Genomic DNA, 26089 nt, shown 5'->3' with positions numbered 1-26089 from the left:
GGATCTTACGATCCGCTTTTTTATTGCCTTTAGATTGCTAGCGTTAACGTTGTATACACTTAACAAACTAGACTTGCCTATGTAACCACATCACAAATTCACAAATAAGCGGCACTCTGAGCGGGCCACTTATGGATAGGGTTTGGTATTAGTCACGAACTTAGGTAAAGTGTCAGCCTTTGTTATAAAAATGAAACAGACCATAAAATAAAAGGGTGACTTATGAGCACTAATTCACACTCAGGCAATGACTTGAGTGAAGTAAAACAGTTAGGCATGTGGGCCGCGATCACCAGTTTAGGCTATATATTTTGGCTTGTCGGTGGCATGGAGCTAATAGAACGTATTGCCTATTATGGCGTCAAAGCCAGTGCTGGTTTATACGCCAAAGCGCCTGTTTCAGAAGGCGGACTGGGCATTAATTTAAGCGATTACGGTATTATTATATCCGTGTGGGCGTTACTACAAACCTTCGTGCCGGTGTTAACTGGCGGGATTTCTGATCGTGTTGGCTACAAAGAAACCATTTTCGTTTCTACCATCATCAAAATATGTGGTTATTTAACCATGGCATTCTTCCCCAGCTTCTGGGGTTTTCTTGCCGGTGCCATGTTGTTAGCCATGGGGACCGGGGTATTCAAACCAGGTATTCAAGGCACCTTAGTACTGTCAACTAACCGAAATAATACTTCAATGGCTTGGGGGATTTTTTACCAAGTGGTTAACATCGGTGGGTTTTTAGGTCCATTGGTTGCGGTACACATGCGTCAATTATCTTGGGATAATGTATTTTACGCCTGTGCAGCGATTATCTCGTTTAACTTTTTATTCTTATTAGCTTATAAAGAGCCTGGCAAAGCTGAGCGTTTAGAGCGCGCACGCCAAGTAAAAACAGGGGAGAAAACACAACAAGCATTGTGGAAGGATGCCTTAGGAGAACTAAAAAAGCCTGTGGTGATTTACTACATGCTGGTGTTTGCTGGTTTTTGGTTTTTATATAACTCATTATTTGATGTATTGCCTATTCACATTGCGGAATGGGTTGATACCAGCGTCATTGTCACCTCTTTATTTGGCCCAGAAGGCACCAGCAGCGGCATATTACAGTTCTGGTTAGGCTTGAATAATGACGGCACAAAAGTGATGCCAGAGGGTATGCTCAACCTCAATGCAGGGATGATCATGACCACTTGCTTCATTGTTGCAGCGCTTACGGCTAAATATCGTATTACCACAGCCATGTTTGTTGGCTGTTTATTGAGTATTTTAGCCATTGCCTTGGTCGGTGCATTTAATGCGGCTTGGATGATTGTACTGGCAATTGCCATGTTCTCTGTCGGCGAAATGATGATTAGCCCCAAGAAAAACGAATTTATGGGCAACATCGCACCTGAAGGTAAAAAAGCCATGTATTTAGGCTTTGTCATGCTTCCTCAAGGCATAGGTTGGACGTTGGAAGGTTATTTCGGCCCTAAGCTGTATGACATGTACGCGTCAAAAGAACGCATCGCCCGTGAAGCTCTGTCTGAACATGGTATGAACTTAACCGATATTGCTAACATTCCTCAAGGTGAAGCATTTAGTCGCTTAGTCAGCGTAACAGGTCAAGACCCACAGGCATTAACCCAAGCTTTATATCAAGCCAACAATATCGGCATGGCTTGGTATATTATCGCCGCTATTGGGATTATTTCAGCGGTAGGTATATTCATCTACGGGAAATGGCTATTAAGGATGCAGCGCCAACAATTGGCGTAGTTGAGCAGGCTGTAGAGTACTTACCAGAAAGTACCGATTTGATAAAAGGGAAGCAGCAATGCTTCCTTTTTGTTTTTTATCCCAAATAGGTCGATAGATTTTAATCGAGTCATAATAGAACAGCCGCAATCATTAACTTCCCTCCCAATAACTTCTTGTTCATTAATTCAGTACTCCTCACCTACCCTGCTTACTACTTACTCGGTTCAATATCGATTGATAAATCATACTCCTCAAATCGCACGCGCCAAACTACAGCCAAGAGTGCCTCAGCAGCAACGATTTACACGTCGATGTGTCGGACTCATTAAGCCATCGTCTGTTGTAGATAAAATGCCACCACATTAGATGATTCAGTTGACGTTGAGTGTTATTAATCTCAATTCAGTCGTCAATTAAATAGCGATAACTCAAGTTATTTGCATTGGCTATATTGAGCAGGTTTGATTAGGTTGGGTTGGTTTAAATCGGATGAGATTAAGACGTTAATGATGCTAAATGTTATCAAGTTCGAGGGCTAGTACAAATAACGGATGACCATAAAGTGTTTATATACTGATGGATAAAATCAATAAAAAAGAGGGAGGCATTGCTGCCTCCCTCTTACTTACTTTCTTAAGTGATGATTAAGAAGTTATCTAAATATTTAGTGCGCTGCACCAGAGTGAACTTTATCAACACCGTAAGCTTTACCTTCGGCATGACATGTTGCACATGATTCAACTGGTAGATTAGCAATTGATGCTGGACTACCTTCGACATAAGCACCATTGTTCTCAAAGTGAGTCAGAGCAGAAGCTTTTGTATGACAAGAGCGGCAAGACTCAGCAACTGGAGACACAAATTTAGTTCCTGCTGCATCCACTGCAATTGAACGTTTACCTGACGTTAAACCACCATCAGCAGCAAAGATACCGACATCTTCTTTGTGACAAGCTGAGCATTGAGTTGCAACTGCAGGGTAACCTTCAGTTTCCATATCTGAATTCAAATGAATTGCAGGGAAACCACGGTTGTCGTCCCATAAGCCGCTGTGGAAGCGATGCGAAACAGTCATTAAGTCACGGTTGCTGAAAGTTAGACCTTCAACAATAGCAAAGACTGGTGCGCCATCAGCATCAACTGCATCAGTTTTGTACTCAACAGTGCCATGGTATGAACCACCCCATGTATTGTTGTGACAACCCATACATTGGTCAAAACGCTCGTTACCGTAGTGCTTTGCAATACCTAACGATGTATGACAAGTACTACATTTTGCTTCGTCTGCGCTAACCATAGATGGTACGCTTTGACGAGCAATATTGGCACCTGAACCGTCTGCATTAACTAGGTTCCAATATGCAGTGTCCATTGTCACAGCAACATACTCAACCGCGTATTGATCTACGCCACTCGCATTTTGACAAGCAATTAACTTAGCATCTGCATCTGCACAAACTGAGAAACGAGGAGTTATGGCAAGGCTCTTACCACCCACGTTAAAGTTAGTTACTTTAGTAACAACAAGCTTACCACCAGCAGAAACAGCACCTGTTAGATTTAAAGATGCACCCACAAAGTAAGTGCCATCTGCGTCAACAGTACCTGTTTTGATTTCGTCATAATTGGCATAAGGACCAAAATCGAAGCCATCAGCAATAGGTTGACCATCAATGCTTACATCAAAAGTAACGCTCATCTGATCTTGTATTTCATCATACGCTGGAGTTGTTACGCCATTCTTAGTAGTTTCAGGAATAGTAACGGTTACAGCATCTTCTGCATAAGTGACATTGCTAACTGCAAACACAATAGAGTCAGTCGCCATTGCACGCACGCCAACATTATGTGCTTCACTTGGGCTTAAGCTACCTGAACCGTGACAACCAGAACATACAGCGTCACTAGCAGGCACAATACCTCTATGGTTGACACCGGTTGCTAAATCAACATCAACGTGACAAGAAACACACGCTTCAGCATAAATGTTGTCGTTCCACTGTGTGCCATTATCATGACAAGCGGTACATTCGTTTAGCTCAGATGGGAAACCAATTTCTCCCCATCCTTCTTTTTTAGCATCGCCAGTTAGAGAGTCAGCAATATGATGACCCGCGTGGATAGTGTGGATCATGGCATTGAAGTTTGCATTGAAGCCTTTTTCAGGATCGTCCTGTCCACCCGCATAAGCTGGGTTATGACAAGCTACGCAATTTTCAACTTTTTGGTAATTATGGTGAGCACCAATATTGGCAATACGCATATCAGTATCAGCGTAACCTTCCATTGGGCTATGACATTTAATACATGCAGCATTAGACACTGAGTCTTTTGCAGAAACAGCAAGCTCGCCAGTAGCAGGAATAAAATCAACCGGAGTTGATAAAATCTTATCGCTCACTGAAGTGCCATCAGCCATCACAACGTCATAAGCACGAATAAACACACGAGCTAAATCGTTTGCATCACCACTAGCCAATACTACAGGCGCGTTACCGTCGTGTGCCCAAGTACCAGTATAAGTGCCAGGATTAGCTTCATCTTCAACTAATGTACAAGCATCGACTACAGCGCCTCCTCGTGCTGCGGCAGTTCCGGTTAAGGTACAATACATGCTGCTACCAAAATCATTGGCAAGGGCATGGTTGGTCCATAACATTGGCGCGCCAGTGTCAGTAGTATTAGCTGATTGACTCATCACATATAACGCGACTTTATCAAGTCCCGAGTATGGAACGTCCGCTCCGCCACTACCTTTACCTGTTACGGTAAATTTAACGTTAAATGGATCTGCACCTACTACGACGATATCTGTAGGAGCCAGTGTTAAGTTAAAGTCATAGGCAGTTTCAACCGTAGTAACGACCGAACCACCTGATGCGCCTGGTGTGCCTGGTGTGCCTGGTGTGCCCGGAGTACCTGCAGCTCCGTCAGCACCATCACTGCCGTCAGAGCCACAACCTGTTACACCCAACGCTGCAATAAACGCTGCAGCAAGTAATGTTCTATTATAATTTTTCATTTTAAATCCCCCGATTTAAATTTGTAGGTTTTACGCATCTAAAATATAAGTAAATGAGACAAAACACCCGCTTGCTGTGATAAACCTGTGAGGTTTGGTTACAAATTCGTTAACAGAAATTGATGATTTTAGTTTTAGGTATCCGCAAAAATGAAACCGTCAGTTTCAGATAAGGTAACCCTAAAGAGGTACTTTATAAGTTGGGGTAATATAAAAGTGCAGAGGATGATAAATAAAAAACTATAAAATCAACGCTATATATAAAATAATGGTTATAAAAAAGATTCAGGTCACAAAATTAAGTGCTCTGAACCTCATTAAAAATATTAATAACCTTCACACCAGCAATGACTTAACGATATTGATTATCATTTCCTTAACATTTGACGAATAACGGCGGTAGTGTTCTGCTCGCTCAATTAAACAATAACTTGGCATCGCCATCACGCTATTGAGCTTGTTAAATTCATGATGTGGAAGTTTTTCTACTCGTAATTGAGGGATTTGTTGTGCGAACGAACCTTCATTACAAATCGTAATGGCTAAACTGTCCATGGTCAGTATGTGCCAATACCAATCTTCGAGCTTTCTTGCGCACTCAATATCTTCTAGTAGCAAACCATGGGTTTGACAATATAACTCTAAAGGATCGATACGATTGTTAAAGCCTTTACAGCGTAAATACACGACAGGGTGTTGAATAATATCTTCTAACTTGATGTTCTCAGCACTGCCCCAAAATGGATGGTTGATATTGCCTACAACGCATAAAGACGTCACATTGGCAATAGGATAAGCCTCTAAACCATGAGAATCTTGAGTTTCAAAGCCAATACCAAAATCGAGTTCGCCATTGTAAATCAACTCTTCAGTGTCGGCTTGCCAACTGTGAAGTTTAACTTTGCCGATAACATCACGCGGAAGCTTACTTAACGCAATGGCTACACTGGTAATAATGCTCGGCGATACTGCAATATGTAAAATCGGTGTTTGATGATGATTTAAGCGATCGTCAGCCACTCGCTCAATTTGGCTCATCATGTCACACAATTGGCATACAGGCTGATACAAACGTTCTGCTAATGGCGTTGGTTTTAGCCCTTGTTGGCGACGAAAAAATAATTCGTCATTAAAAATAGCCCTTAATGATGTTAAACATCGACTAATTTTTGGCGCGGATACAGCAAGCTCTTTGGCTGCAAAATTAGCAAAGCCGGTTTCGTAAATGAGCTTAAACACCAACAAACTAAATACATCTAATTCGCTGACTTTTTTCAGTGCTTGAATATCCACATATCACCTAATCTGCTGTAATGAGGCGATTAAATTAACATGTATTCAAATAAAAAAAATTGATCTAGTGCTGAAAAACACTATCAACTTCAGCTTTTGTTAATGAACGAAATTCACCTAAGGCAAGTTGGCTATCAAGCACAATTTTACCAATAGATTCACGATGCAGCGCCACCACCGGATTTCTAAAACGACCAAACATCCGCTTAATTTGATGGTACTTTCCTTCGCGCAACACCACCCGAGCTTGATGACTCGATAATACCGCGAGTTGAGCCGGTAATGTGGTGATGCCCTCAAATTCAAAATACATCCCTTTGGCGAAGGCCTCGACATATTCTTGATCTAATGGATTACCTAACGTCACCAGATACTGTTTGTCGACTTTATGCTGCGGATCCATTAACGCTTCGGACCACTTAGCGTCGTTGGTTAGCAATAATAATCCGGTAGAATGTAAATCTAACCGACCGGCAATATGTAACATATCAGTGTTGACGCCAGTTATTAATCCTAATGCCGTAGCGTGTTTATCATCAATGGTCGCACTCACCACCCCATCAGGTTTATTGAGCATATAGTACTGTTTTTGGTATTGACGCAGCACCACACCATTACATTCAATATGAGTAAATTCATCAACCTGTAAATCTGGTGACTTAGCAAACTGGCCATCGACAAGCACTTTATTGGTAACTAACAATAATCGAACCGCTTTTTTCGGGATCTGTAACGTACCTGCAATAAATTGGTCAAGTCGACCTCGTTTAGACACCATAAAACTTCACCAATATAGAATGATACCAATTTGTTTAAGAATACCTTATTCTGTTAAAAGGCAAAAACATTAAGGAGTAACATGCTTTCGCAACCTGCTAGTACAGATTTGCGCCCAGATATGACCTGCGCTGAATTAAAACAGGCGATTAAGTCACTGGATCAATATTTACAAGATAACATTTTTCAAAGTGCAATTAATGACACCTTGAATAAGCGATCACATTTTTTCGATGCGCTATTATGCCAACTTTGGCACCCCTTCGAATTAGATCCCGCACGTATATCGCTCAATGCAGTTGGGGGTTACGGCCGGCAAACTTTACATCCTTTCTCTGATATCGACATCTGCGTTATTCACGATGGTCCATTAACCCCTACGGAAGCTGCTTCTGTAAGCCAATTTCTGACTCAACTTTGGGATCTTAATCTCGATTTAGGCCACGCTGTACGCAGTTTAACTGACACATTCCAAGCTTGTAAGGATGATGTAACCATTGCAACCAGCTTACTGGAGATCCGTCATTTATTCGGTAATAGTCAGCATCAACAGCAAGTGTTGAATGCACTGTACGGCCAAGATTTATGGCAAAGCCAAGCATTTTTTAATGCCAAACTCAGCGAACAGCAAGAGCGTCACGCCAAAGCACAAGGCACCTCATACAGCATTGAACCCAATCTTAAAACTAGCCCTGGTGGAATGCGCGATATTCAAACCCTTACCTGGGTTGCTCGCAAACATTTCAGCGTTGCCAATATGCAATCACTTCGGAGCTTTGGTTTTTTAACCAACGACGAATACGCTGAGTTAATGGAGTGCCAACACTTTTTATTCAGAGTGCGCTTTGCGTTGCATCAAGCAGCCCAACGTTCTGAAAATCGTTTATTACTACAATACCAAGCTGAAGTGGCTAAATTAATGGGTTTTGGTGATGGTATGGCCATCGGCGAAAGCGGCAATATTGCCATTGAAAAAATGATGCGCCAATTATTTCGTGCAATGAAGCGCATAGGCGAATTAAACAAAATCTTAATGGCGTATTTTCAACGAGAAATTATTCCAGAGCTTAATCCGCAAATAATCGCGATTAACGATAACTTTGAAATTGTTGATAAGTACATTCACGTTCGAGACGAAACCGTATTTATCGATCGCACTCAAATTATGGCGTTATTTGAGTTTATCGCGATTCATCACGACAAAATAATTGGTATTACTGCAGAAACCTTACGTTCTTTGCGCCAAGTAAGACGTCGCTTAATGGGTGACTTACAAGATTTTCAGCGTTGTAGAGAGCAATTTAAAGCGATATTTGTTCATCCTCAAGGCATGGGACTTGCCATTACCTTGATGCATCAACACGGTATTTTAGCGTCTTATTTACCACAATGGCGTGAAGTTGTTGGCCAGATGCAGTTTGATTTATTCCATGCCTATACGGTCGATGAGCACACCCACAAGGTGCTTAAAAATATATACATCTACGGAAACGACATCAAAACGTTGGATAAAGATCTGGCATTAGCCGCTGATATTTACCAAAAAATGTCTAACAAATCGACACTGTTATTTGCAGCATTGTTCCATGACTTAGCTAAAGGCCGTGGTGGTGACCATAGTAAACTTGGTGCTGTTGATGCCAATTTATTTGCTAAGTTTCATGGCTTAAAAGTCTCACAAGAAAAACTGATTTGCTGGTTAGTAGAAAATCATTTGTTGATGTCTATTACCTCACAACGCATGGATATTTATGATCCTGAAGTCGTGAATGCTTTTGCAAAAAAAGTAGGCACCTTAACCCGTTTAGACGCCCTGTACTGCCTGACCATTGCCGATATTCAGGCAACCAATGATGATCTGTGGAATGACTGGAAAGCATCATTATTAAAAGATTTGTATTTTGTTACTCGTAAAGCACTGCGCAATGGCTTTGAAAATATTCTGCAACTGCGTACTTTGGTGCGAGAACACAAACAAGAAGCACTGAATTTATTAGCCGCCGATGACGATAGCAGTGACGAGATCAAAAAATTATGGCGTCGCTTACCTATCGCCTTTTTCAGTAACGCCGAAGCGGATGATATCGCCAGATATACCCAAGCAATGATTAACCACGATCTTACACCAGTAGCCGAAAATCAATACAACACCTTGATTTTACTCGACGATGTAGTGGTGAAAGGTTGCAGTGACGTGTTTGTTTACACCAAAGACAGACACGGATTGTTTGTTAAATTATTCAATACGTTAGCGACGTTACGTATTTCGGTAAAACAAGCACAAATAGCCCGAACTAAAGATGGTTATGTGGTTGAGTCATTTAAAGTACTCGATTTTGATGAAAAGCCCATTACCAGCGCTCAGCGCCGTGAACAGGTCATCGACAAATTACACCAAGTGTTAGATAAAGGCGTTAATTTACCGAAAAAACGCCAGTCTAGACGGCATCAGAGTTTCGATAATCAGCCCAATATCGAATTTCTACATTCACGAAAATCGACCCGTAGTTTAGTCAATGTTTCAGCATTAGACACCAGTGAATTTATGGAACAAATTGCCAGTGCATTTAGAGAATTGGATTTGAATATTCATTCGGCCACCATCAGTACAGTCGGCGAACGCGCAGACAATGTGTTTTTATTATCCAATAAAGACGATCAACAATTAACCCCAGAACAACAGCAGCAATTGTCAGCAACACTAATGCAAGCCATTACCACAGACGAATAACAACCTTAATCAGTCAGTGTTATTGATATAAATGGGCCATGTGTGAATTAATCACGTGGCGCTTTTATTTCACCACTAAGCAGACTTTGAGCAAACTGATGACTATGCGATAATCACCCCCATCAACTGCCGTTAATTAGGTCATCATGTCACAAGCCTTTAGTTATACTGCTGAATATGTACTAGACAAATCGTACTTTGAAGAATGTTATCAGCAATCAATTAACCCCAACACCTCACCAAAACGTTTCATTAAAACCACAATCTTTGCGCTTGTAGGTTTGGCTATTCTAATGCTCGACACAGTAAGCCCAACATCGATGAGCACTAAAGAAACCTACTATTTAGGCTACTTTTTTATTGGTTTGGCCGTGGTAGAGTTTTTGAGTATTCGTTTTAATAAAACCTGGTGGTTATGGCGTCAAATGATGAGTAAAGCGGCTGGTGAGCATGTCAATCTCACAATAGATGATAATGGTATCAATAGTCAGTCACTCCATGTTAATCAACAGATTTTGTGGACTGATATTTATCGAATTACTGAAACCGATGCAGGCTTGTTAATTAAACTGCAAAAAACCACGACTTATTTATCTAAACGCTGCTTAGATAAAAGCGCTATCGACTTTATTAATCAGAAACAATAGCTTGAAATATAACTTAACCTAATAGCGCACAAACAATAGTGCCTAGGCTAATGCATTCGCAACACGAAGACGAATGTCGCTAAGTAACTCATCTTCAAACCATGGGTTACGACTAAGCCAAATATTATTGCGCGGACTGGGATGCGGCAGAGGAATATAACGTGGCCCAAACCTGCGCCATTGCTGCACAGTTTCGGTTAATGTTTTCGGCTTATCGGCTAAATAATACTGTTGTGCATATTGTCCTACCAATAATATCAACTTGACGTTAACTAACTGTTGCAGCAATAAACTATGCCATTTAGGCGCACATTCTGGCCGTGGAGGTAAGTCGCCAGACTTTCCTTTACCAGAACCGGCATAACTGCCCGGATAACAAAAACCCATCGGCATAATAGCAATCTGTTTAGCATCGTAAAAAACGTCTTTAGTTACCCCTAGCCACAACCGCAATCGGTCGCCACTGGCATCATCGAATGGAATACCCGACAAATGTACTTTACGTCCAGGGGCCTGACCGATGATCAACACTTTTGCTTGCGGATCAATTTGTACTACTGGCCGTACACCATCAACTAGACATGATGCACAAAGCTGACAATTTTTTACTTGAGTGAGTAACGAAACCATATCCAATGCCTTACTTTTTGTATATAAAATCATAAAAAGCGTGTAAATCACTATATCCAACGGAACTAAGCTGCAGTAGTATTTGTCAAAATAACAAAGTTCTCCCAAGAAGGAACAACCATGCAACATTCACGTTTAGCCCGTACAACTTTAGCTGCTATGTTAATTAGCGGTACAGCGATAAGTTTTAGCGCTGCAGCACTTCCCCAAGCACCCGTTAACGATGTGGTTTCATTAAAAGAAGCCTGCCAACAAATTGCACTTGAAGACCAACTGCCAGAAAGTGAAGTCGACGCATTTTTGCTTGATTGCGTTAACGACCAATTAACCGAAATGGGCTACGAACGTGTTGCTAGCCTAGATTAAGCCAGTACTAAGCCTAGACTACCCTCATAATGACTAGTATCAACTGACTCCCATAAAAAAACGCCATTAAGGCGTTTTTTTATAGGAGAAAATGTTGTTTGAGTAAAATAAGCTTAAAACGCTTGGCAAAATATCCCTATCGATGCACCTATGGCCACAAACCAAGATAATGAACGTAATGTTCCAAAATTCAATAAATACAGCGCATGGTAAACCAGCCGTGCGACCACATGTACTATGGCTAAAAGCGCAACGACATCGGTAACATTATTGGTGATCAATGCGGTTAATACTGCAATCCCAAATACGATTAGCGATTCAAATGCATTTTGATGTCCTGCTAATGCCCGCGCGCCAAAACCGGTTAATTGAGCTTGCTGCGCTCTTGGATGGTCATTGTCATATCGGCCCAATTTAGCCATTGCCATCGCTAATGGAACTTTTGCCGCATACGGCAACAGCATGGCAATCAATAAACATATCAGTATCGTCTGCATAATCTATCCTTAGTTATTAATATTCTTATTATGTGTTAGCTGTGCATTAGTTGTATTAGTCGCGATTGAACCAGTTGTGTTAACCATTAGTGTAATGAGAACAAAATAACATAATCAACAGACTTTAATAACAACCTAATTCATATAATGCTTAAGCACTCATCTGAAAAATTATAATTTATTGTTTCACCATATAAATCAATCACAAGTTAACACATCAACAACATTTTAGTGACTAGTCTACATGTTAACTTGAAAGATATTGAGTCACTTCACGGTCAATACTAATAACTCCTAACAAGTGTGATAGCTGCAGCAAATCAATCTTGTGACGAGTAACAAGAATAAGCAGTAAAAATAATAATCAACATTGTAAGGAATACATCATGAATACCAAAGCACAAACTAGCTTAACCGGCGCAGCATTAGCACTCGCAATGGCAAGCTTATCAGGTCAGGCTATGGCCGCTGAAACAAGCACAGCACCTTTAGCTGCTGGCGAAACAGATTTAGTCCATTGTTACGACGTAAACGTTTGTAAAGGTCACAATGACTGCAAAACAGCTGACAATGCTTGTAACGGTCAAGCAAGCTGTAAAGGCACTGGTTTTGTTGGCATGCCTTCAAAAGCTTGTGCTGATGTCGGCGGCACGCAAAAAGATGATTGGGTTGGTAAAGTCACTAAAGCCGATTTAGTACATTGTTACGGTGTTAACGTCTGTAAAGGCCATAATGACTGTAAAGGTGCCGATAACGCTTGTGGCGGTATGGCAAGCTGTAAAGGTACTGGTTTTGTTAACACCACAGCAAAATCTTGTGGTGATATTGGCGGTAAAACAAGCTAATTAAGCTTCGTTTGATGACTCTGTCGCTTACTATTGTGACAGCGTCATCAGCTTACTATCTCAATTATTAACGCAAGTTTTGCCTAACTCAAGCTAGAACATTTGCATTAAAGTAGGATTCACCATGCCTGATACGCGCATTACAGAAGACTTTCTCGGATTTGGCTTGGGCTTACGAACCGACCATTTCGAATACATTTTGCAACACCAGCCAGACATTGACTGGTTTGAAGTGCTATCTGAAAACTACTTAGTTGCTGGCGGTAAACCCCGATATTATTTAGAAGCCATCGCAGAACAATATCCCGTTGTGATGCACGGAGTATCGATGTCGATAGGCAGTAGCGATCCTTTAGATATGGATTACTTAAAAGCCCTTAAAAAACTCAGTAACGACATTCAACCGAAATGGATATCTGATCATATTTGCTGGACCTCAATTCACGGCGTTAATAGCCATGACCTACTGCCACTGCCTTATACCGAAGAAACCGTTAATCATGTGGCGCAGCGAGTTAGACAAGTGCAAGACGTACTCGGTCGTCGAATATTACTGGAAAACGTATCAAGTTATTTGTCATACCAAGACTCGACCATGGATGAATGGGATTTTTTAAGCCAAGTGGCAGAAGCGGCAGATTGCCTAGTGTTACTCGACATCAATAACATTTATGTCAGCGCCCGTAATCATCATTTTAATCCGTTGGATTACCTTAAAAAAATCGACCCGCGCCGAGTACAACAATTTCATTTAGCGGGTCATAGCGACTTTGGTGATTATGTCATTGATACCCACGACCATGATGTACCGCCGTCCGTATGGACACTTTACCAAGCGGCACTAGAACGCTTTGGCGCTGTTAGCACCATGATTGAACGTGACGCGAATATTCCTGAGTTCCCCGCATTATATAATGAATTACTTGAAGCTAAACATATTGCTCAGTTAACCTTGCCCGACGATCCTGCCCTAGCACGTTCGCAATTTGGCACACGTTCACTTGATGATTTAGGCAAGTTTATCAGCGCTAATCACGCTTCATCGCAAAAAGTCAGGGCATAAACATGAGTCGTTTAGCTGAAATTCAACAGCAATTTATGCAGTATTTACTGTCTGATAGTTCGGATACACAGCATGGACAAATTCAGTCGGTGATGAAAGCGAATGTGTCTGAACAAGCGGGGATCAGCGCCGATGATCGCCTACAAATTTATGCCAACGCTTACCGAATTCGATTAAAAGAAACTATTGAAACCGACCACCAGCTGCTGGGGTTGTATTTAGGTGACTATTTATTCGATAAAATGGCGGCCGACTATACCCGTCAATTTCCATCAAACAATAAGTCACTGCGCCAGTTTTGTGATGGTTTACCGGAGTTTTTACAGCAAGACGCGTTTTTTAAACAGCATCCGATTATTGCCGATTTAGCCCGATTCGAGCGCCGGTTACTCAATGCATTTGATGCTGCAGACTGTGCCCGTGCAAGCTTTAGTGACTTACAGGCCATTTCACCAGAATTGTGGCCCAATTGCTGTTTACGCTTTCATCCCAGCGTACAAATATTCACTTGTAACAGTAATGCCGTCGAAGCTTGGCAAGCGTTAAAAGTGGATACCGCGCCGCCAGAACCTGACAATCAGTCACCTAGAGCATGGTTGTTATGGCGGGGAGAGTCGCGGTTAACAGAATTTGTATCATTAACGACAGAGCAACATGCGTTGTTACTCGGATTTATTCAGGGCAACAACTTTGCCGACCAGTGCGAACAGATGCTGCAATGGCACGACGAGCAATCTGCGCCAATGATGGTACTGCAAACCATGCAAACCTGGTTTCAACGCGGCTTAATTCGAGCGGTAGTGAGTAAGTAGCTAATTTACGTTAACTCATTTCTGGACAAAGCTTGATAACGACCTTCTCGTCGTCCCGGCAGTGCTTTTGAGCCGGGATCCAGGTGTTTGTACTTTTGTACATATGGCCTGCGGCCACTAACGTCGTGGCGCTTCACCCACACCAGACCAAGAAGAAACCAACGGCTGTTCCCTCTTTATTTTCTATAAAAGAATTGGCCCAGCCACCACATCAAAATTATCCCATTTGATTTAAATAATAAAAACAATAATTTCGCGACGTGGTTGAATCCAGCTTTTAACTTCGTCTGTGTGTTCTTCGGCCACCTCTTTATAGTAAAGAATGAAAATGCTAACGCTTCAGATGGGGCGTCCCTTCCCCTCTAAAGCTAGCTCGCCGTGCATGACCAGCTCACGTATTCTTTTATAAAGAGTCTTCAATGGCCTAAGTTCAGAGTTGAATTTAGGCATTTCAAGCTGAGGCATCTAACTCATTTATGGACAAAAGCGTGTTAGAGCCTAATAGCTCATCAGGTTAGGATAAATATTGCAAACTAAAATTAACGCCCAAAGCAGGAGCAATCGCACGTGGGCTAAAATACGGAATTTAAAGTGATAGTAGCTCACAAGCAAGTATCCCGCCGGCTTGGTTTGCTAGTAGTCAAATCCTCCCAACAGGACAGTTTTCAGGCCTTGAATTATTCCAAGCGTCAATGAGCTTTTCCTTATGTTTTGAATGCCACTTTTTTATGTTTTTAAAGTATCTTGATAGCCCATTATTTGGATGTAACGGTTCGCAATCAACGATTGAAAAACTATTTTCTTCTTGCCCGTATTTGACATGGAAATGTGGAGGTGGATGTTCTTTGGCATAAATATGAAGACCATATCCCCCCTCCCGAACTATAAGTTGCTTTTTAATAGATAAGATTTCGTGAAGCCCATCATTTTCTTCTTTTAACTTTATGATTGACCCACTATCTAAGCTTTCTCCCAACTCATAGATACATTCGTCATCGAACTCGACTTTGTACATAAACCTTCCTTGATTGCTAACGCCCGGCAAAGCTGCGAGGAAAAAGCTTTTGCCGAGTCCGACTACCGCCGTTTGTTAGGCATTGCTGAATCTTTTAGGAGGCCAGTTATCAAAATTCCAGCCTCCGGTTGTATCATTTTTAGAGTGCCTTCTTTCAACCTTATAATCAAAATAAGATGAAAATGCTGGAATATACTTACCCCTATGGAAAACCCATTCTGGCAGTCTATCGAATAGGTTTATAAACAAATCTCCTGATAGTGATAGGCTATAGGCATGAAAGTATATAGTTAAGACTAAATCATAAACTCTAAAAATAAGTCTGTTTATTTTTCTCAGTTCTTCGGTTGTTTCATACCCCAATGCACCACCTCGGACCCTTTGAGCCAACCTTTCTTCAATCTGTTTTGGAGAAAGATGTATATAAGCACAACATTGTTTGTAAGCATCATACAACTCGTTAATAAATTGTTGACTGTCTTCTGAATGAAATGCACCTAATTTAAGGTCTTTTCTGATATCTATAGAGGAACCCAGTTTATTAACCATCGGGATCTTCTCTTTCAGTCCAGCACTAGGGTTCATTTGATCTATATAAAGATACTTGACTGAAGCTTCAATAATATAGCGTAATTCACGTTTTATAGGGTTAAGAAGGCCCTCGTCATATAAAAAGCTTATAGCCATTACAGATTGTTCGAAGTCGTCTGTAGATTGAATTGTCAGTGACTGTTCTGCAAATGGCTTTGCAATTATGGCATGTGAATATGCAGCCCTAAATGCATTTGAAGCATCCATAGTTAATCTCATGAAATATTTTTTTTGTGCTTTAAAGCATTCTGACTCATGTATTTCTTTTAGTGTTTCTATATTTTCCATCAGGACATCCAATTTGCCTAACGCCCGCACTTGTAGCGACTAAGGAGCGGAAATGAGCTCCGAAAGACTGCATTAATTAGTCATTTTTAGGGACCCGCTGAGGTACTCGTTTTTTTAAGTTACTAACTTTAGATTCGTGCAGATACACTGACTCAATAATATGCTCTGTAATATCTAATACGGTTATAACTTCATTTTCCCGTGGGTTATATTTTCTATGTATAGCAGCATGCCCCGCCTCAAGAATAGTTGAAAGATTTTCTTTTTGTTTTATTGAAACAAACCCCTTAGAAGCAAAAGCATTGAGGTTCTTTGCAAACGAGCGATTATCACCTACTTTCGCGATCATGACTTTTTCAATCAGCGAGCGAACCCCCATTAAAGCCAAATTGAGTAAATTATTCTGTACGGCGACATATATTTCGTTCAATAGACTTTCAACAAATTCTTCTTCACTCGACACTTCAAAATATAAATCTTCAAACCATTCGGGTCGCCTTCGAAATACTAAAGGCGGAAAATAATGTACGTCATCTTCCTGATGTTCAGAAAACATAGATGTATGGCGCAGCTTTATTTCTTCACAACCTCTGCAACGCAGAGTTTCATATGTATCAGAACCATGAACGGGAGCCTCATCATCCTGCCAATTTTTCTTTTCAGAATGAAGGATGTCGTGATTCCTTTCTCCACCACAGGTGTTGCAGTGAGCTTTAGTTATGCGGCACATTCTGGCCCCCTATGGCTAACATTTTTTAGTGCGAATGCGCATTCACCTTATTAGACTAGTAAAAATGCGCATAGTTAACAATCTGTATTAACTCGAAGTTATCAGCTTTCTCTCAAATACACCACAAGGGGAAACGTGCAAAGATATTGACTTAAAACTGTTCGAAACGAAGCGAAGCGATTGCAATACTACTGTATGATTTTCCAGTTTAGGCCACCCATAGCGAATAGTTGAAAGCAGGACATAGATGAGAATTTTTAGGGCAATAAGGTAGCAATTTCTTTTTCAACAGCTCCTTGCTAACAAACTTTGGGGCATAAACGTGTCAGATATACTGACTTTAAAAGGGACAAATTCAACTCTGAACTTGAGGACGTTGAAGAAAATAGCGTGAAGCTCACATGGATGTGAGCTTAGCTTTCGCGGTACAGGATGTACCATCGAAAGCGTTAGTATTTTCGAATAAGGCCGAAGCAGTCTGCAAATGCAGGTCAAAGTTAAATTTAACCCCATGGCGACCTTTTCGCTGTTTGAAAATGTTGCGGGGCGGCTGGGTGATCCAAGAGGGAACAGCCGTTGGTTTCCTCTTGGTCTGGTGTGGGCGAAGCGCCACGACGTTAGTGGCCGCAGGCCATAAGAACAAAACGACAAAACGACAAAAACTAACACCAGGATCCCGGCTCAAAAGCATTACCGGGAAGACGATTAAATTACCCTGCGTAAGTTGACAACTGACTACCTTAATCTGGTGTGGGCGAAGCGCAACGACGTTAGTGGCCGCAGGCCATATTTGAAAAACACTTTAAGGCTTCAACTCTCTTTGGAAAATATAACTCAAAACAATCAGGCTTTATTCATCATTAGTCAGTGTTAACTCTGCTGTGAAGGCAACCATACTTTAACGCTTAAGCCGCCTTCGGGGCGGTTTTGCATGCTAATTCGGCCACCGTGGGCTTCAATAATTTCGCGGCATAATGGCAAACCAATACCTGTACCAGATTGTTTAGTTGAGTAAAACGGTAACAAGGCTTGCGACAATACCTCGCTAGACATCCCACTCCCCTGATCTTCTACTTTAACTAATAACCCTTTAACAGGATGAGTCACTTCCTCAAACATTAACGACACTGTGTCCGCCACTGCGCCAGACTCGTGGGCATTTTTAAGCAGATTGATAAAGACTTGTTCTAATTGCACTGCATCGAGCTTGATTGGATTAACTGGTAAAGGTGATAACAGCTTAAATGGATATTGTTGCGCTAATTGCTGGGTCATCTTAGTCCAATCAATCAAAGCTTTTTGTGGCAGCGGCAATTTAGCAAACTGGGCATAATGAGAGATAAATTGGCTCAGGTGTGTGGTGCGATTTTCGATGGTATCAAAAATCAATTGCAGCTTGCTGTCGTCTAAGTGTTGAGTTAAAAACTTACCGGAGTTGACCATAGAAGCAATGGGCGCGACTGAATTATTAAGCTCGTGGCTAATAATTCGAATCACCTTTTTCCACACAGCCACTTCTTGGCGGTTAAGTTCTTTGGTGAGTTGTTTAAGCAAAATTAAATGGTGCTGCTGATTGTTTTGAGTAAAACGGCCACGAGAGATATGCCAGGTTTCAACGTCGCTACTATCAGCATCAGTATTAGAATGACTATCAACACCATCTGCCTCGCTACCGCCCATCGAAAACAGACCTTCTTGCTCACTGCTTAACGCCGCTTTAAGCGTGTCGGGTAACATCACCACAAGATCAGGTAACAACATACCTTCTACTTTGACACCTTGATTAAACAAATGTCTTGCAGCGCCATTAGCATAAATAACTCGCTGGGAATCATCAATTAATAGCATGACATTAGGTGAGTTCTGAATCACTTTATCGAGCATTAACTCGCGCTGATAAATAAACTGTCGCTCACTACGCAATTTTGCCGATGCTTGGTTATATAAGCTCACTAGCGCATCTAATTGTGGTTCGCCGTAGGGATGCAGCGACACACTAAAATCATTATCTTTAAAGTTAAGTAGACCGATTTCCAGTGCTTGCAGACTTTCACTTAATCGCCTTGTTAGCCACATACTGCAAAAATAACACACCGCCAGCATCACAATAATAGCTAACCATAAGGTGTCATCACCCAATGTAAGCCACACTAAAGCGCCTGACATCGTCCCCAAAAGGCAGCTCAACATGTTACTGAGCAGCAATTTAGTGCGCAGTGATAACATCATTATTTAGTCACCCTAAGGCCGTATTTCTCCATACGGCGATAAAGGGCTTGTCGGCTTAAGCCAAAGGATTTTGCTACTCTGGCAATGACGCCATTGTATTGCACTAAGGCGTCTTCTAGCTGTTGCTTATCAGGTTCGCAAATCGACTGAGTATCATCAATGCCCTGTTCTTGTTGACCAAGTTGATGTTCAACAACAAGCGCATGCTGGGTAGCTGCGCCGCCATTAGCTATCGCCATCAAGCCAAAGTCATCAATCGTTAATAGTGGTGACTTAGCTAACAGCGCCGCCCTTTTGCAGGCATTTTCTAATTCACGCACATTACCCGACCAACTATGATTAATTAACGCCTGCTGGGTCGACTTATCAAGGCTAAAATTGGCACCAATAAAGTGTTTCACTAACGGTAAAATATCGTCCTGGCGTTGATTCAATGGTGATATGGCTAGCTCAATGACATTTAAGCGATAAAATAAGTCTTCTCGAAAACGCCCATGAGCAATGTCGTCGGCTAAATCCGCGTTGGTAGCACTAATCACCCGCACATTCACTTTGCGGGTTTGATGACTGCCTAAACGTTCAAACTCACCGGTTTGTAATACCCGTAATAACTTTACTTGGCCAGATAAAGGCAAATTACCAATTTCATCTAAAAATAAAGTGCCACCATCGGCAGCTTCAAATCGGCCCATACGGGTTTTATTAGCGCCCGTAAAGGCACCTGCTTCTGCGCCAAACAATTCGGCCTCTAATAAATCCATTGGTAAAGCGCCAATGTTGACCTTAATAAAAGGTTTATCTTTTAGTGGCGAATTGGCCTGTAAAATATCGGCTATTTTGTCTTTACCCGCACCATTTGGGCCAGTGATCATCACCGACACATCGGATCGCGCAACTTGCAATGCCAAATCAACACAGCGCTGCATGGCACCACTACCAAAAATTAAGCCACATAAATCGGCGCCATTAATAGCCGACATACGTTCACTGTCTATCCGGGTTAATTGGCTATTTTGCTGAGACAGTCGATAAATTGATAATAGGTTACTAATACTATTGAGCAGCTTTGCGTCATCCCACGGTTTACCCATGTAATCGGCCGCTCCCGCTTTAACCAACTCGACAGCGGTTTCTAATTGGGTCCACGCGGTCATTAAAATAATCGGTAAATTAGGCTGTAACTGACGCAATGCGTAAAACAGTTGCTTACCCTCTTCACCCGAGGTGGTGTCACGGCTAAAGTTCATGTCTTGGATCACCAAGCTGATTTCTTTGTTGGTGACAATCTCAACTGCAGCTTCTGGTGAATGACAAAAAATTGCCTGATAGCCATGCAGTTCAATCATTAACGCAAGCGCTTGGCAAATGGCGTGATTGTCATCAACAATTAAAATATTATCCATTAGAATATGTTTGAGTCCAATTAGGTTGCTGTTATACAAAAACATGTTTATGCAACTGCATGTTTATACAATAAACATTTACTCACAAACGTAAATAAACAATAACATGACAGAAGACCTCACTGTCACATTATTGTTAAGCGCAAGCGCCGCAGTTTAACAAATTACACACTGCGCGTTGCCATGGCGGGTGAAATATTCGCGGCTTTAGCGGCCGGCACTATTACCGCTAGCGTTGTCACTACCAGCAAACCAATAACAGATACAATCGGATAAATCACTGGCACCATAGGCAAGCTATACAGTGACATTAATTGCTGCCCAAGTACTAACGATAGCATGCCACCGATGACCCCACCGACAATACAAATTAGGTAATTTTCCACCATAAAGTATTCAATAATGTCACGCTTACGTGCACCCAGCGCGCGGCGAGTGCCTATTTGTTTGGTGCGGCGTTGAATATTAAACATCACCATACCGGTTAATCCCAACGCTGTAATTAATAACAATAACACCACCATAATACTTAACACTGTCGCCATTAAACGGTGGTTACTGTAAGTTAAATTTTTAATCGTGGTGAGTGTTTGGAAGTTCTCCACTACACGGTTTGGGTTTTCTGCATACAAGGCTTTACTAATGGCTTCTTCTAACGCTGGAATATGTTCAGGTAATGCCCGCACCATGTATGATTTATTACTACTACTGCCACCAAAATCGATATTCTGGATCACGCTGTATTCAAAGTTTTCGTGGTCAACCCAAGCACCTTGCAGCTTATCCACTACGCCTATAATGGTCACGGCTTGCTCACCTTGATACATGGTTTTACCTAAAGGTGACTCATCGCCCCAAAAGGCTTTGGCTAACGGTTGCGACACTAACGCCATCATGCCGCTGTCATCTAAGCTGGTATTAATTTCATCGGCGGTAAAATTTCGCCCGGCAATTAACTTCGCTCCCATCACATTGAGTAAGTGCTCATTACCCAAATAAAAGGCAAACCCAGGGGTGCTTTTAGCGGTATCGGCATCTGGGCCGTCAACATAGCGATCCATCCATCCGCTGCCGCTTAACGGCAACATATTGCTGTAACTGGCATCAATTACATTGGGCAGCGAACGCAAAATTTGTTGGTCAACTTGGTTTTGTTTCATGTTGTCGATAGCAGGATCGAAATTATACAGGTTAAAGGTCAGGATCTGATCTTCGGCATAGCCAGATTCTCGCTGCATTAGCGACAAACGTTCGTTAATAATAAAGCTCGCATTGGCGACTATCGCAACTGACAAAATAATCTGCAATAGCAATAAAACCGGCGCACTTTTACTGCGCATTAAACTGGATAAAATCGGTTTGATATGTAACATGGTGATGTCCTTTCTTAAGCTTAACTGGAGTTATTGGGCTTTTAAATACACACTGGGTTTAGTGCGGCACACCACCCAAGCAGGGTAAACCCCAGCCAATACCGCGGTAGAGATAGCAATTAATGGCGTGATAATCCACATACTGGCATCAAGCCCAGTAACACTTTGGTCCATTGAAAAATAGCTATGCAGCGCCGTTAACGACCCCCAAGCCCATAACAAACCCACTACGCCACCGATAAAACCAATCATACCCACTTCGACCATATACTGACTAAAAATCTGTCCACGACTGGCACCAATAGCACGACGAACACCCACCTCTGGCGCACGCTTTAAAAACTTGGTTAGCAACAGCCCGAGAATATTCACCAAGCACACGCTTAAAAACAGCAAGCTTAAACCGACTAGTATTTTGTTATCTTTGGGCACCACATCGTTATCTTCAAGCCATTTCGCGATGTCGCTAATTTGCACTGACTCGCTAGGGATTTTAGCGGTATCAGTAAAGCGGCCGAGCGCTCTTTGCTGCTCAACATAACGCGTTAACCAGCCTAAAAAGCTTTGTTTCTGCTCATCGGTGTTCAGTTCAGTCCAAAATTGAATCCATACTTTTTCTGACGCTAAGCGGTCGCTGTATGTGATCATGGGTTCGAACTTCCAACCGCTGGTGTTACCCCATACATCAAATTCTTCTTGGCCTGTTAACGAGAACGGAATGAATATCTCTTCAGCATCATTAAAGGCACCATTAAGTGGATCGTAGTATTTAGGTTGCGGATTCCAGTCATCAATCACCCCAACAATTTGATAAGGTTTACGGTCTAAAAAGAGTGTTTTGCCTACGCTATTTTTACCTTCAAAAAAGCGTAAATTTAATTTTTGACTAATCACCACTTGGTAAGCTGGGCGTAAATCAACACTGGCATCCCAGTAACTGCCATAAATAAAGGGTACCGAAAAAATCCTAAAAAAGTCTCTGTCGGTTAACCGAACGCTGTTCAACACGGGTTCAATTTTAGGATTGTCAGATTGCAATGCTAAGCCAGTTCGATAAGTCGCTGCTTTGAGGCTTAATTCTTTGTTATTGCGTAAGTTCATCGCATCCATATAGGTGATGCTTGGAATAAACTCATCCCAGGTATCCAAGCCTTGGCTCCACAACTGCACTGAATTAATCACCTCACTGCGATCGCCCGCCGGATTATAAGACATAGTTTTATAGACATTGAGCGTAGTGATAGTAATGCCGATACCAATCGAAATCGCTAATACCATCAACATCGATAACATCGGTGTTTTACGGATACTTCGCCACGCTAAATCACAATAGTAAAAAAACATAGTGTTCCCCTTAGCGAGTGCCGGTAGCCGCTGGTTGGTACATCGAAAAATCACACACCTGGCCATCAACAATTTGAATATTGCGCTGGGCCCGACGCGCAAGCTCTGAGTCATGGGTCACCATAATAATAGTGGTGCCTTGTTGATTGATATTTTCAAGTAATTCCATCACCTGGCGCGCCATTAAGCTGTCTAAATTACCGGTTGGTTCATCGGCTAATAAAAACCGTGGTTCGCCTGCTAATGCACGCGCAATAGCGACACGTTGTTGTTGTCCGCCAGACAATTGTGTCGGTAAGTGTTTCATCCGCGCACCTAAGCCGACTTGTTCTAATGCGGATTCTACTCGGCGCTTACGCTCGCTGGCATTCATACCGCGATAACGCAGCGGCACTTCAACATTTTCGGCTAAATTAAGGTCTGGAATAAGGTTGAATCCCTGAAAGATAAAGCCAATTTTTTCATTTCGAACTTTAGCGCTTTTGTTGTCACTTAAATTCGACACATTGACGCCATCAAGGCTGAACTCGCCAGAGGTAAAGCCTTCGAGCAACCCCGCAATATTCAAAAAGGTGGTTTTACCTGAACCAGACGGCCCTGTAACCGCGACAAACTCGCCTTCATTCACTTCAAGGTTAAAGTCACGCAGTGCATGGGTTTCAACTAAGTCAGTTTTGAATACTTTACTGATATTTTTCATGGATAACATAATGGCTTCCTTGGTTTATTCGGTTGTCGCATCCCAGCGCTTAGGGCTGATAATGTCAATCTTGCAAATCTGAATACGGCTTTGTTAAATACTTTTGTTTTTAATGCTATTGGCGTCAGCGCCGTTAGTATTAGTCATGGCTAAAACAGCAGCTTAATCTTGACCATGTCGCTAATATCAATATGCAAACTAACGGTAGGACTAATATCTCTTAATCGATTCGAAACTTGGCTACTCATGTCAATTAACTGCAAACTAACCGATAACCAATCTGTATGATTATCAATGCGATAACTCACCGCTATTGCGAGAATAAATAACGCCAGTAGCGCGATAAGCTGTCTACGTTGAATAAAAATCATAGAATGTCCTTACTCAGTTGAGTGTTTGGTTATTTGCTTCGTTATTGATTTAGCTATCGACTTAATTATCAACTTAGCTATCGGATTTGAATTGTTGGATCATTTTTAAAGGTTTCGGTACCAGATATCACCCATACGTCACCGGCTTCACCGCCTTCAAGCACTTCAACTTGGCTCATACTGCGTGCGCCCAATTTAACGACTTTCTTATGAGCAACAGCGTCACTCACTTGATACGCCACTTCGCCGCCCATATTGAGAAAATCACCGCGTTTCACTATCAACACGTTGGGTCTGTTTTCCAGTAATACTCGGGCAGACAAACGCTGATTTTGACGTAACGATAAAGTGTTACTGTCAGCAAAACGCACCCGGGCGGTCACTTCACGATTACGTACTTCGGGTGAAATTGACGACAATTGGCCAACCACATTAACGTTGCCAAAACTCAACTCAACATCCATCCCTAAACCTAACTCATCAGCATAAGACTCTGGCACAGCTAACTCAGCTTCAAAAGCAGATAAATCGACCACAGTTAATATTGGTTGGCTGGCGGCAATACGGGCTTTTTGCTCCACCAACCAGTTACCAATAATGCCGCTAACTGGCGCGATAATACTCAAGGCATTGGCTTGACGAGTTAACTCTCTCACCACTAGAGCCTGGCGTTGTACTTCAAGGGTACGGTTTTTAATTTCAAAACTGAGGGTATCGCGCATAAGCTCCACTTCTTGCTGGGCATGCTTATGCAATAATTTGGCTTTGTGTAAATCATCTTTGCTTTTTTCAAAATCGATTTTGCTGATCAAACTCGACTCAATCAGTTGATCGCCACGACGGCTTTCACGATCTGCGGCTTCTAAATCCACTTTCGCCATGTCTAAAATCTGGCTAACACGCAATTGCTCACGGCGGGCATCTAACTTGGCGCGCTCTAAACTACCTTGCATGCCTTCAAGCATCGACTGCTGTTGTTGCAATTCACTTTGTAAACGCGGGCTCTCAATCTTGGCTACCACTTGCCCAAGTTCAACTTCATCACCAGGCTGACTTAATAACGTCACCACACCTTCTTCCGTGCTATATAAAATGGGCGCATTGGCCGCGACAATTTTACCGGTAGTGGCAATATCACGCACCAACGTGCCACGGGTTAAGGTTGCAAAACGTAAATCTGCACCATCAACCGAACGTTGATTACTGTCATGACTTAAACTCGCCCACACCAACGCGCTCATCAAAATTGCACCGCAACCTATCATCAAGGGTAAGCGCAATTTACGGCCTAACTTAGGCGCAATAACAGTATCTTGGCTACTTGTGTCTTTAATCATCTCAGGTCCTTAGGTAACGCGCTGACCGCACCCACCTCTTCACATTTATACCAAGATAAAGCACAAGCCATGCCAATAGTTATTTATTGTTTATTTTCAGAATGATAAGGATTTATAAAGATAACCGAACACCCTAAAAGTGTCCGCGGACAGCTTTGGAAACTGTCCGGTTATTAAGAAAGTGTCCGAGCGGACACTTTGTTTTGCACTTATGGCCTACGGCCACTAACGTCGTGGCGCTTCGCCCACACCAGACCGAGAGGAAACCAACGGCTGTTCCCTCTT

General features: G+C 42.1%; 22 protein-coding genes. 7 read left to right on the top strand and 15 right to left on the bottom strand.

Annotated elements, in window-relative coordinates; all coding sequences use genetic code 11:
* The first annotated feature begins 222 nt into the window (after positions 1-222).
* Complete coding sequence (locus tag H5181_RS03090; RefSeq protein WP_182750204.1) at positions 223-1758, top strand: MFS transporter; 1536 nt, start codon at positions 223-225, stop codon at positions 1756-1758.
* A gap of 646 nt (positions 1759-2404) precedes the next feature.
* Here H5181_RS03090 and H5181_RS03085 read toward each other — a convergent pair.
* The 3 genes from H5181_RS03085 to H5181_RS03075 all read right to left on the bottom strand — a co-directional run bounded on the left by H5181_RS03085 (position 2405) and on the right by H5181_RS03075 (position 6833).
* The gene (locus tag H5181_RS03085; RefSeq protein ID WP_182750203.1) at positions 2405-4762 is read right to left on the bottom strand and encodes an OmcA/MtrC family decaheme c-type cytochrome; all 2358 of its coding nucleotides are present in this window, start codon (positions 4760-4762) and stop codon (positions 2405-2407) included.
* A gap of 336 nt (positions 4763-5098) precedes the next feature.
* Positions 5099-6055, bottom strand: coding sequence for a LysR family transcriptional regulator (locus H5181_RS03080; RefSeq protein WP_123777210.1), 957 nt, complete (start codon positions 6053-6055; stop codon positions 5099-5101).
* Positions 6056-6119: 64 nt separating this feature from the next.
* On the bottom strand, positions 6120-6833 hold the full coding sequence (locus H5181_RS03075; protein WP_182750202.1) for a 16S rRNA pseudouridine(516) synthase: 714 nt from the start codon (positions 6831-6833) through the stop codon (positions 6120-6122).
* 81 nt (positions 6834-6914) lie between these two features.
* Here H5181_RS03075 and glnD point away from each other — a divergent pair, with 81 nt between their 5' ends.
* Together glnD and H5181_RS03065 are read left to right on the top strand one after the other, a co-directional pair.
* A complete protein-coding gene (gene glnD / locus H5181_RS03070; RefSeq protein ID WP_182750201.1) occupies positions 6915-9563 on the top strand; it encodes a [protein-PII] uridylyltransferase in 2649 nt (882 codons plus the stop codon).
* A 146-nt stretch (positions 9564-9709) separates the two neighbouring features.
* Positions 9710-10210, top strand: coding sequence for a YcxB family protein (locus H5181_RS03065; protein WP_011636383.1), 501 nt, complete (start codon positions 9710-9712; stop codon positions 10208-10210).
* Between the two features lie 42 nt (positions 10211-10252).
* Here the strand turns inward: H5181_RS03065 and H5181_RS03060 are convergent, their stop codons facing one another.
* A complete protein-coding gene (locus tag H5181_RS03060) occupies positions 10253-10846 on the bottom strand; it encodes a uracil-DNA glycosylase family protein (RefSeq protein ID WP_404948484.1) in 594 nt (197 codons plus the stop codon).
* 114 nt (positions 10847-10960) lie between these two features.
* Between H5181_RS03060 and H5181_RS03055 the strand changes: the two genes are divergently transcribed.
* A complete protein-coding gene (locus H5181_RS03055) occupies positions 10961-11206 on the top strand; it encodes a hypothetical protein (protein ID WP_011636381.1) in 246 nt (81 codons plus the stop codon).
* Positions 11207-11319: 113 nt separating this feature from the next.
* On the opposite strand, the gene H5181_RS03050 is transcribed toward H5181_RS03055, so the two are convergent.
* A complete protein-coding gene (locus H5181_RS03050) occupies positions 11320-11703 on the bottom strand; it encodes an MAPEG family protein (RefSeq protein WP_011636380.1) in 384 nt (127 codons plus the stop codon).
* Positions 11704-12089: 386 nt separating this feature from the next.
* Between H5181_RS03050 and H5181_RS03045 the strand changes: the two genes are divergently transcribed.
* The 3 genes from H5181_RS03045 (at position 12090) to H5181_RS03035 (ending at position 14423) form a co-directional block, all read left to right on the top strand.
* Positions 12090-12548, top strand: coding sequence for a hypothetical protein (locus H5181_RS03045; protein WP_011636379.1), 459 nt, complete (start codon positions 12090-12092; stop codon positions 12546-12548).
* A 124-nt stretch (positions 12549-12672) separates the two neighbouring features.
* A complete protein-coding gene (locus tag H5181_RS03040) occupies positions 12673-13611 on the top strand; it encodes a DUF692 domain-containing protein (RefSeq protein WP_182750199.1) in 939 nt (312 codons plus the stop codon).
* Positions 13612-13613: 2 nt separating this feature from the next.
* Positions 13614-14423, top strand: a complete 810-nt coding sequence (locus tag H5181_RS03035; RefSeq protein ID WP_182750198.1) for a DNA-binding domain-containing protein — start codon at positions 13614-13616, stop codon at positions 14421-14423.
* Between the two features lie 640 nt (positions 14424-15063).
* On the opposite strand, the gene H5181_RS03030 is transcribed toward H5181_RS03035, so the two are convergent.
* The 10 genes from H5181_RS03030 to H5181_RS02985 all read right to left on the bottom strand — a co-directional run bounded on the left by H5181_RS03030 (position 15064) and on the right by H5181_RS02985 (position 25804).
* A complete protein-coding gene (locus tag H5181_RS03030; RefSeq protein ID WP_182750197.1) occupies positions 15064-15438 on the bottom strand; it encodes a DUF4160 domain-containing protein in 375 nt (124 codons plus the stop codon).
* Positions 15439-15513: 75 nt separating this feature from the next.
* The gene (locus tag H5181_RS03025) at positions 15514-16317 is read right to left on the bottom strand and encodes a hypothetical protein (RefSeq protein ID WP_182750196.1); all 804 of its coding nucleotides are present in this window, start codon (positions 16315-16317) and stop codon (positions 15514-15516) included.
* 76 nt (positions 16318-16393) lie between these two features.
* Positions 16394-17047 carry a DUF4145 domain-containing protein gene (locus H5181_RS03020; RefSeq protein WP_182750195.1) on the bottom strand — a complete coding sequence of 218 codons (654 nt, stop codon included), beginning with the start codon at positions 17045-17047 and terminating at the stop codon, positions 16394-16396.
* A gap of 870 nt (positions 17048-17917) precedes the next feature.
* Positions 17918-19273, bottom strand: coding sequence for a PAS domain-containing sensor histidine kinase (locus tag H5181_RS03015; RefSeq protein WP_182750274.1), 1356 nt, complete (start codon positions 19271-19273; stop codon positions 17918-17920).
* A gap of 2 nt (positions 19274-19275) precedes the next feature.
* Complete coding sequence (locus H5181_RS03010) at positions 19276-20679, bottom strand: sigma-54 dependent transcriptional regulator (RefSeq protein ID WP_041412805.1); 1404 nt, start codon at positions 20677-20679, stop codon at positions 19276-19278.
* Between the two features lie 164 nt (positions 20680-20843).
* Complete coding sequence (locus tag H5181_RS03005; protein WP_011636374.1) at positions 20844-22052, bottom strand: ABC transporter permease; 1209 nt, start codon at positions 22050-22052, stop codon at positions 20844-20846.
* A 30-nt stretch (positions 22053-22082) separates the two neighbouring features.
* Positions 22083-23396 (bottom strand): ABC transporter permease, encoded by a 1314-nt coding sequence (locus tag H5181_RS03000; RefSeq protein WP_011636373.1) that lies wholly within the window; start codon positions 23394-23396, stop codon positions 22083-22085.
* A 10-nt stretch (positions 23397-23406) separates the two neighbouring features.
* Positions 23407-24105, bottom strand: coding sequence for an ABC transporter ATP-binding protein (locus tag H5181_RS02995; RefSeq protein WP_011636372.1), 699 nt, complete (start codon positions 24103-24105; stop codon positions 23407-23409).
* 140 nt (positions 24106-24245) lie between these two features.
* Positions 24246-24467, bottom strand: a complete 222-nt coding sequence (locus tag H5181_RS02990; RefSeq protein ID WP_041412804.1) for a hypothetical protein — start codon at positions 24465-24467, stop codon at positions 24246-24248.
* 77 nt (positions 24468-24544) lie between these two features.
* Complete coding sequence (locus tag H5181_RS02985; RefSeq protein ID WP_182750194.1) at positions 24545-25804, bottom strand: efflux RND transporter periplasmic adaptor subunit; 1260 nt, start codon at positions 25802-25804, stop codon at positions 24545-24547.
* Positions 25805-26089: the final 285 nt, after the last annotated feature.

This window comes from Shewanella sp. SG44-2 (assembly GCF_014164215.1).
Classification (GTDB): domain Bacteria; phylum Pseudomonadota; class Gammaproteobacteria; order Enterobacterales; family Shewanellaceae; genus Shewanella; species Shewanella frigidimarina.
Note: the sequence above shows the minus strand (reverse complement) of the source record. Positions and strands in the feature narration are given on the sequence as shown.

Excerpts from the sequence above, each read along its gene's own strand:
- H5181_RS03090 (WP_182750204.1), top strand. The coding sequence starts at position 223 with ATGAGCACTAATTCACACTCAGGCAATGACTTGAGTGAAGTAAAACAG.
- H5181_RS03085 (WP_182750203.1), bottom strand. The coding sequence starts at position 4,762 with ATGAAAAATTATAATAGAACATTACTTGCTGCAGCGTTTATTGCAGCG.
- H5181_RS03075 (WP_182750202.1), bottom strand. The coding sequence starts at position 6,833 with ATGGTGTCTAAACGAGGTCGACTTGACCAATTTATTGCAGGTACGTTA.
- glnD (WP_182750201.1), top strand. The coding sequence starts at position 6,915 with ATGCTTTCGCAACCTGCTAGTACAGATTTGCGCCCAGATATGACCTGC.
- H5181_RS03065 (WP_011636383.1), top strand. The coding sequence starts at position 9,710 with ATGTCACAAGCCTTTAGTTATACTGCTGAATATGTACTAGACAAATCG.
- H5181_RS03055 (WP_011636381.1), top strand. The coding sequence starts at position 10,961 with ATGCAACATTCACGTTTAGCCCGTACAACTTTAGCTGCTATGTTAATT.
- H5181_RS03050 (WP_011636380.1), bottom strand. The coding sequence starts at position 11,703 with ATGCAGACGATACTGATATGTTTATTGATTGCCATGCTGTTGCCGTAT.
- H5181_RS03045 (WP_011636379.1), top strand. The coding sequence starts at position 12,090 with ATGAATACCAAAGCACAAACTAGCTTAACCGGCGCAGCATTAGCACTC.
- H5181_RS03040 (WP_182750199.1), top strand. The coding sequence starts at position 12,673 with ATGCCTGATACGCGCATTACAGAAGACTTTCTCGGATTTGGCTTGGGC.
- H5181_RS03035 (WP_182750198.1), top strand. The coding sequence starts at position 13,614 with ATGAGTCGTTTAGCTGAAATTCAACAGCAATTTATGCAGTATTTACTG.
- H5181_RS03030 (WP_182750197.1), bottom strand. The coding sequence starts at position 15,438 with ATGTACAAAGTCGAGTTCGATGACGAATGTATCTATGAGTTGGGAGAA.
- H5181_RS03025 (WP_182750196.1), bottom strand. The coding sequence starts at position 16,317 with ATGGAAAATATAGAAACACTAAAAGAAATACATGAGTCAGAATGCTTT.
- H5181_RS03020 (WP_182750195.1), bottom strand. The coding sequence starts at position 17,047 with ATGTGCCGCATAACTAAAGCTCACTGCAACACCTGTGGTGGAGAAAGG.
- H5181_RS03015 (WP_182750274.1), bottom strand. The coding sequence starts at position 19,273 with ATGTTATCACTGCGCACTAAATTGCTGCTCAGTAACATGTTGAGCTGC.
- H5181_RS03010 (WP_041412805.1), bottom strand. The coding sequence starts at position 20,679 with ATGGATAATATTTTAATTGTTGATGACAATCACGCCATTTGCCAAGCG.
- H5181_RS03005 (WP_011636374.1), bottom strand. The coding sequence starts at position 22,052 with ATGTTACATATCAAACCGATTTTATCCAGTTTAATGCGCAGTAAAAGT.
- H5181_RS03000 (WP_011636373.1), bottom strand. The coding sequence starts at position 23,396 with ATGTTTTTTTACTATTGTGATTTAGCGTGGCGAAGTATCCGTAAAACA.
- H5181_RS02995 (WP_011636372.1), bottom strand. The coding sequence starts at position 24,105 with ATGTTATCCATGAAAAATATCAGTAAAGTATTCAAAACTGACTTAGTT.
- H5181_RS02990 (WP_041412804.1), bottom strand. The coding sequence starts at position 24,467 with ATGATTTTTATTCAACGTAGACAGCTTATCGCGCTACTGGCGTTATTT.
- H5181_RS02985 (WP_182750194.1), bottom strand. The coding sequence starts at position 25,804 with ATGATTAAAGACACAAGTAGCCAAGATACTGTTATTGCGCCTAAGTTA.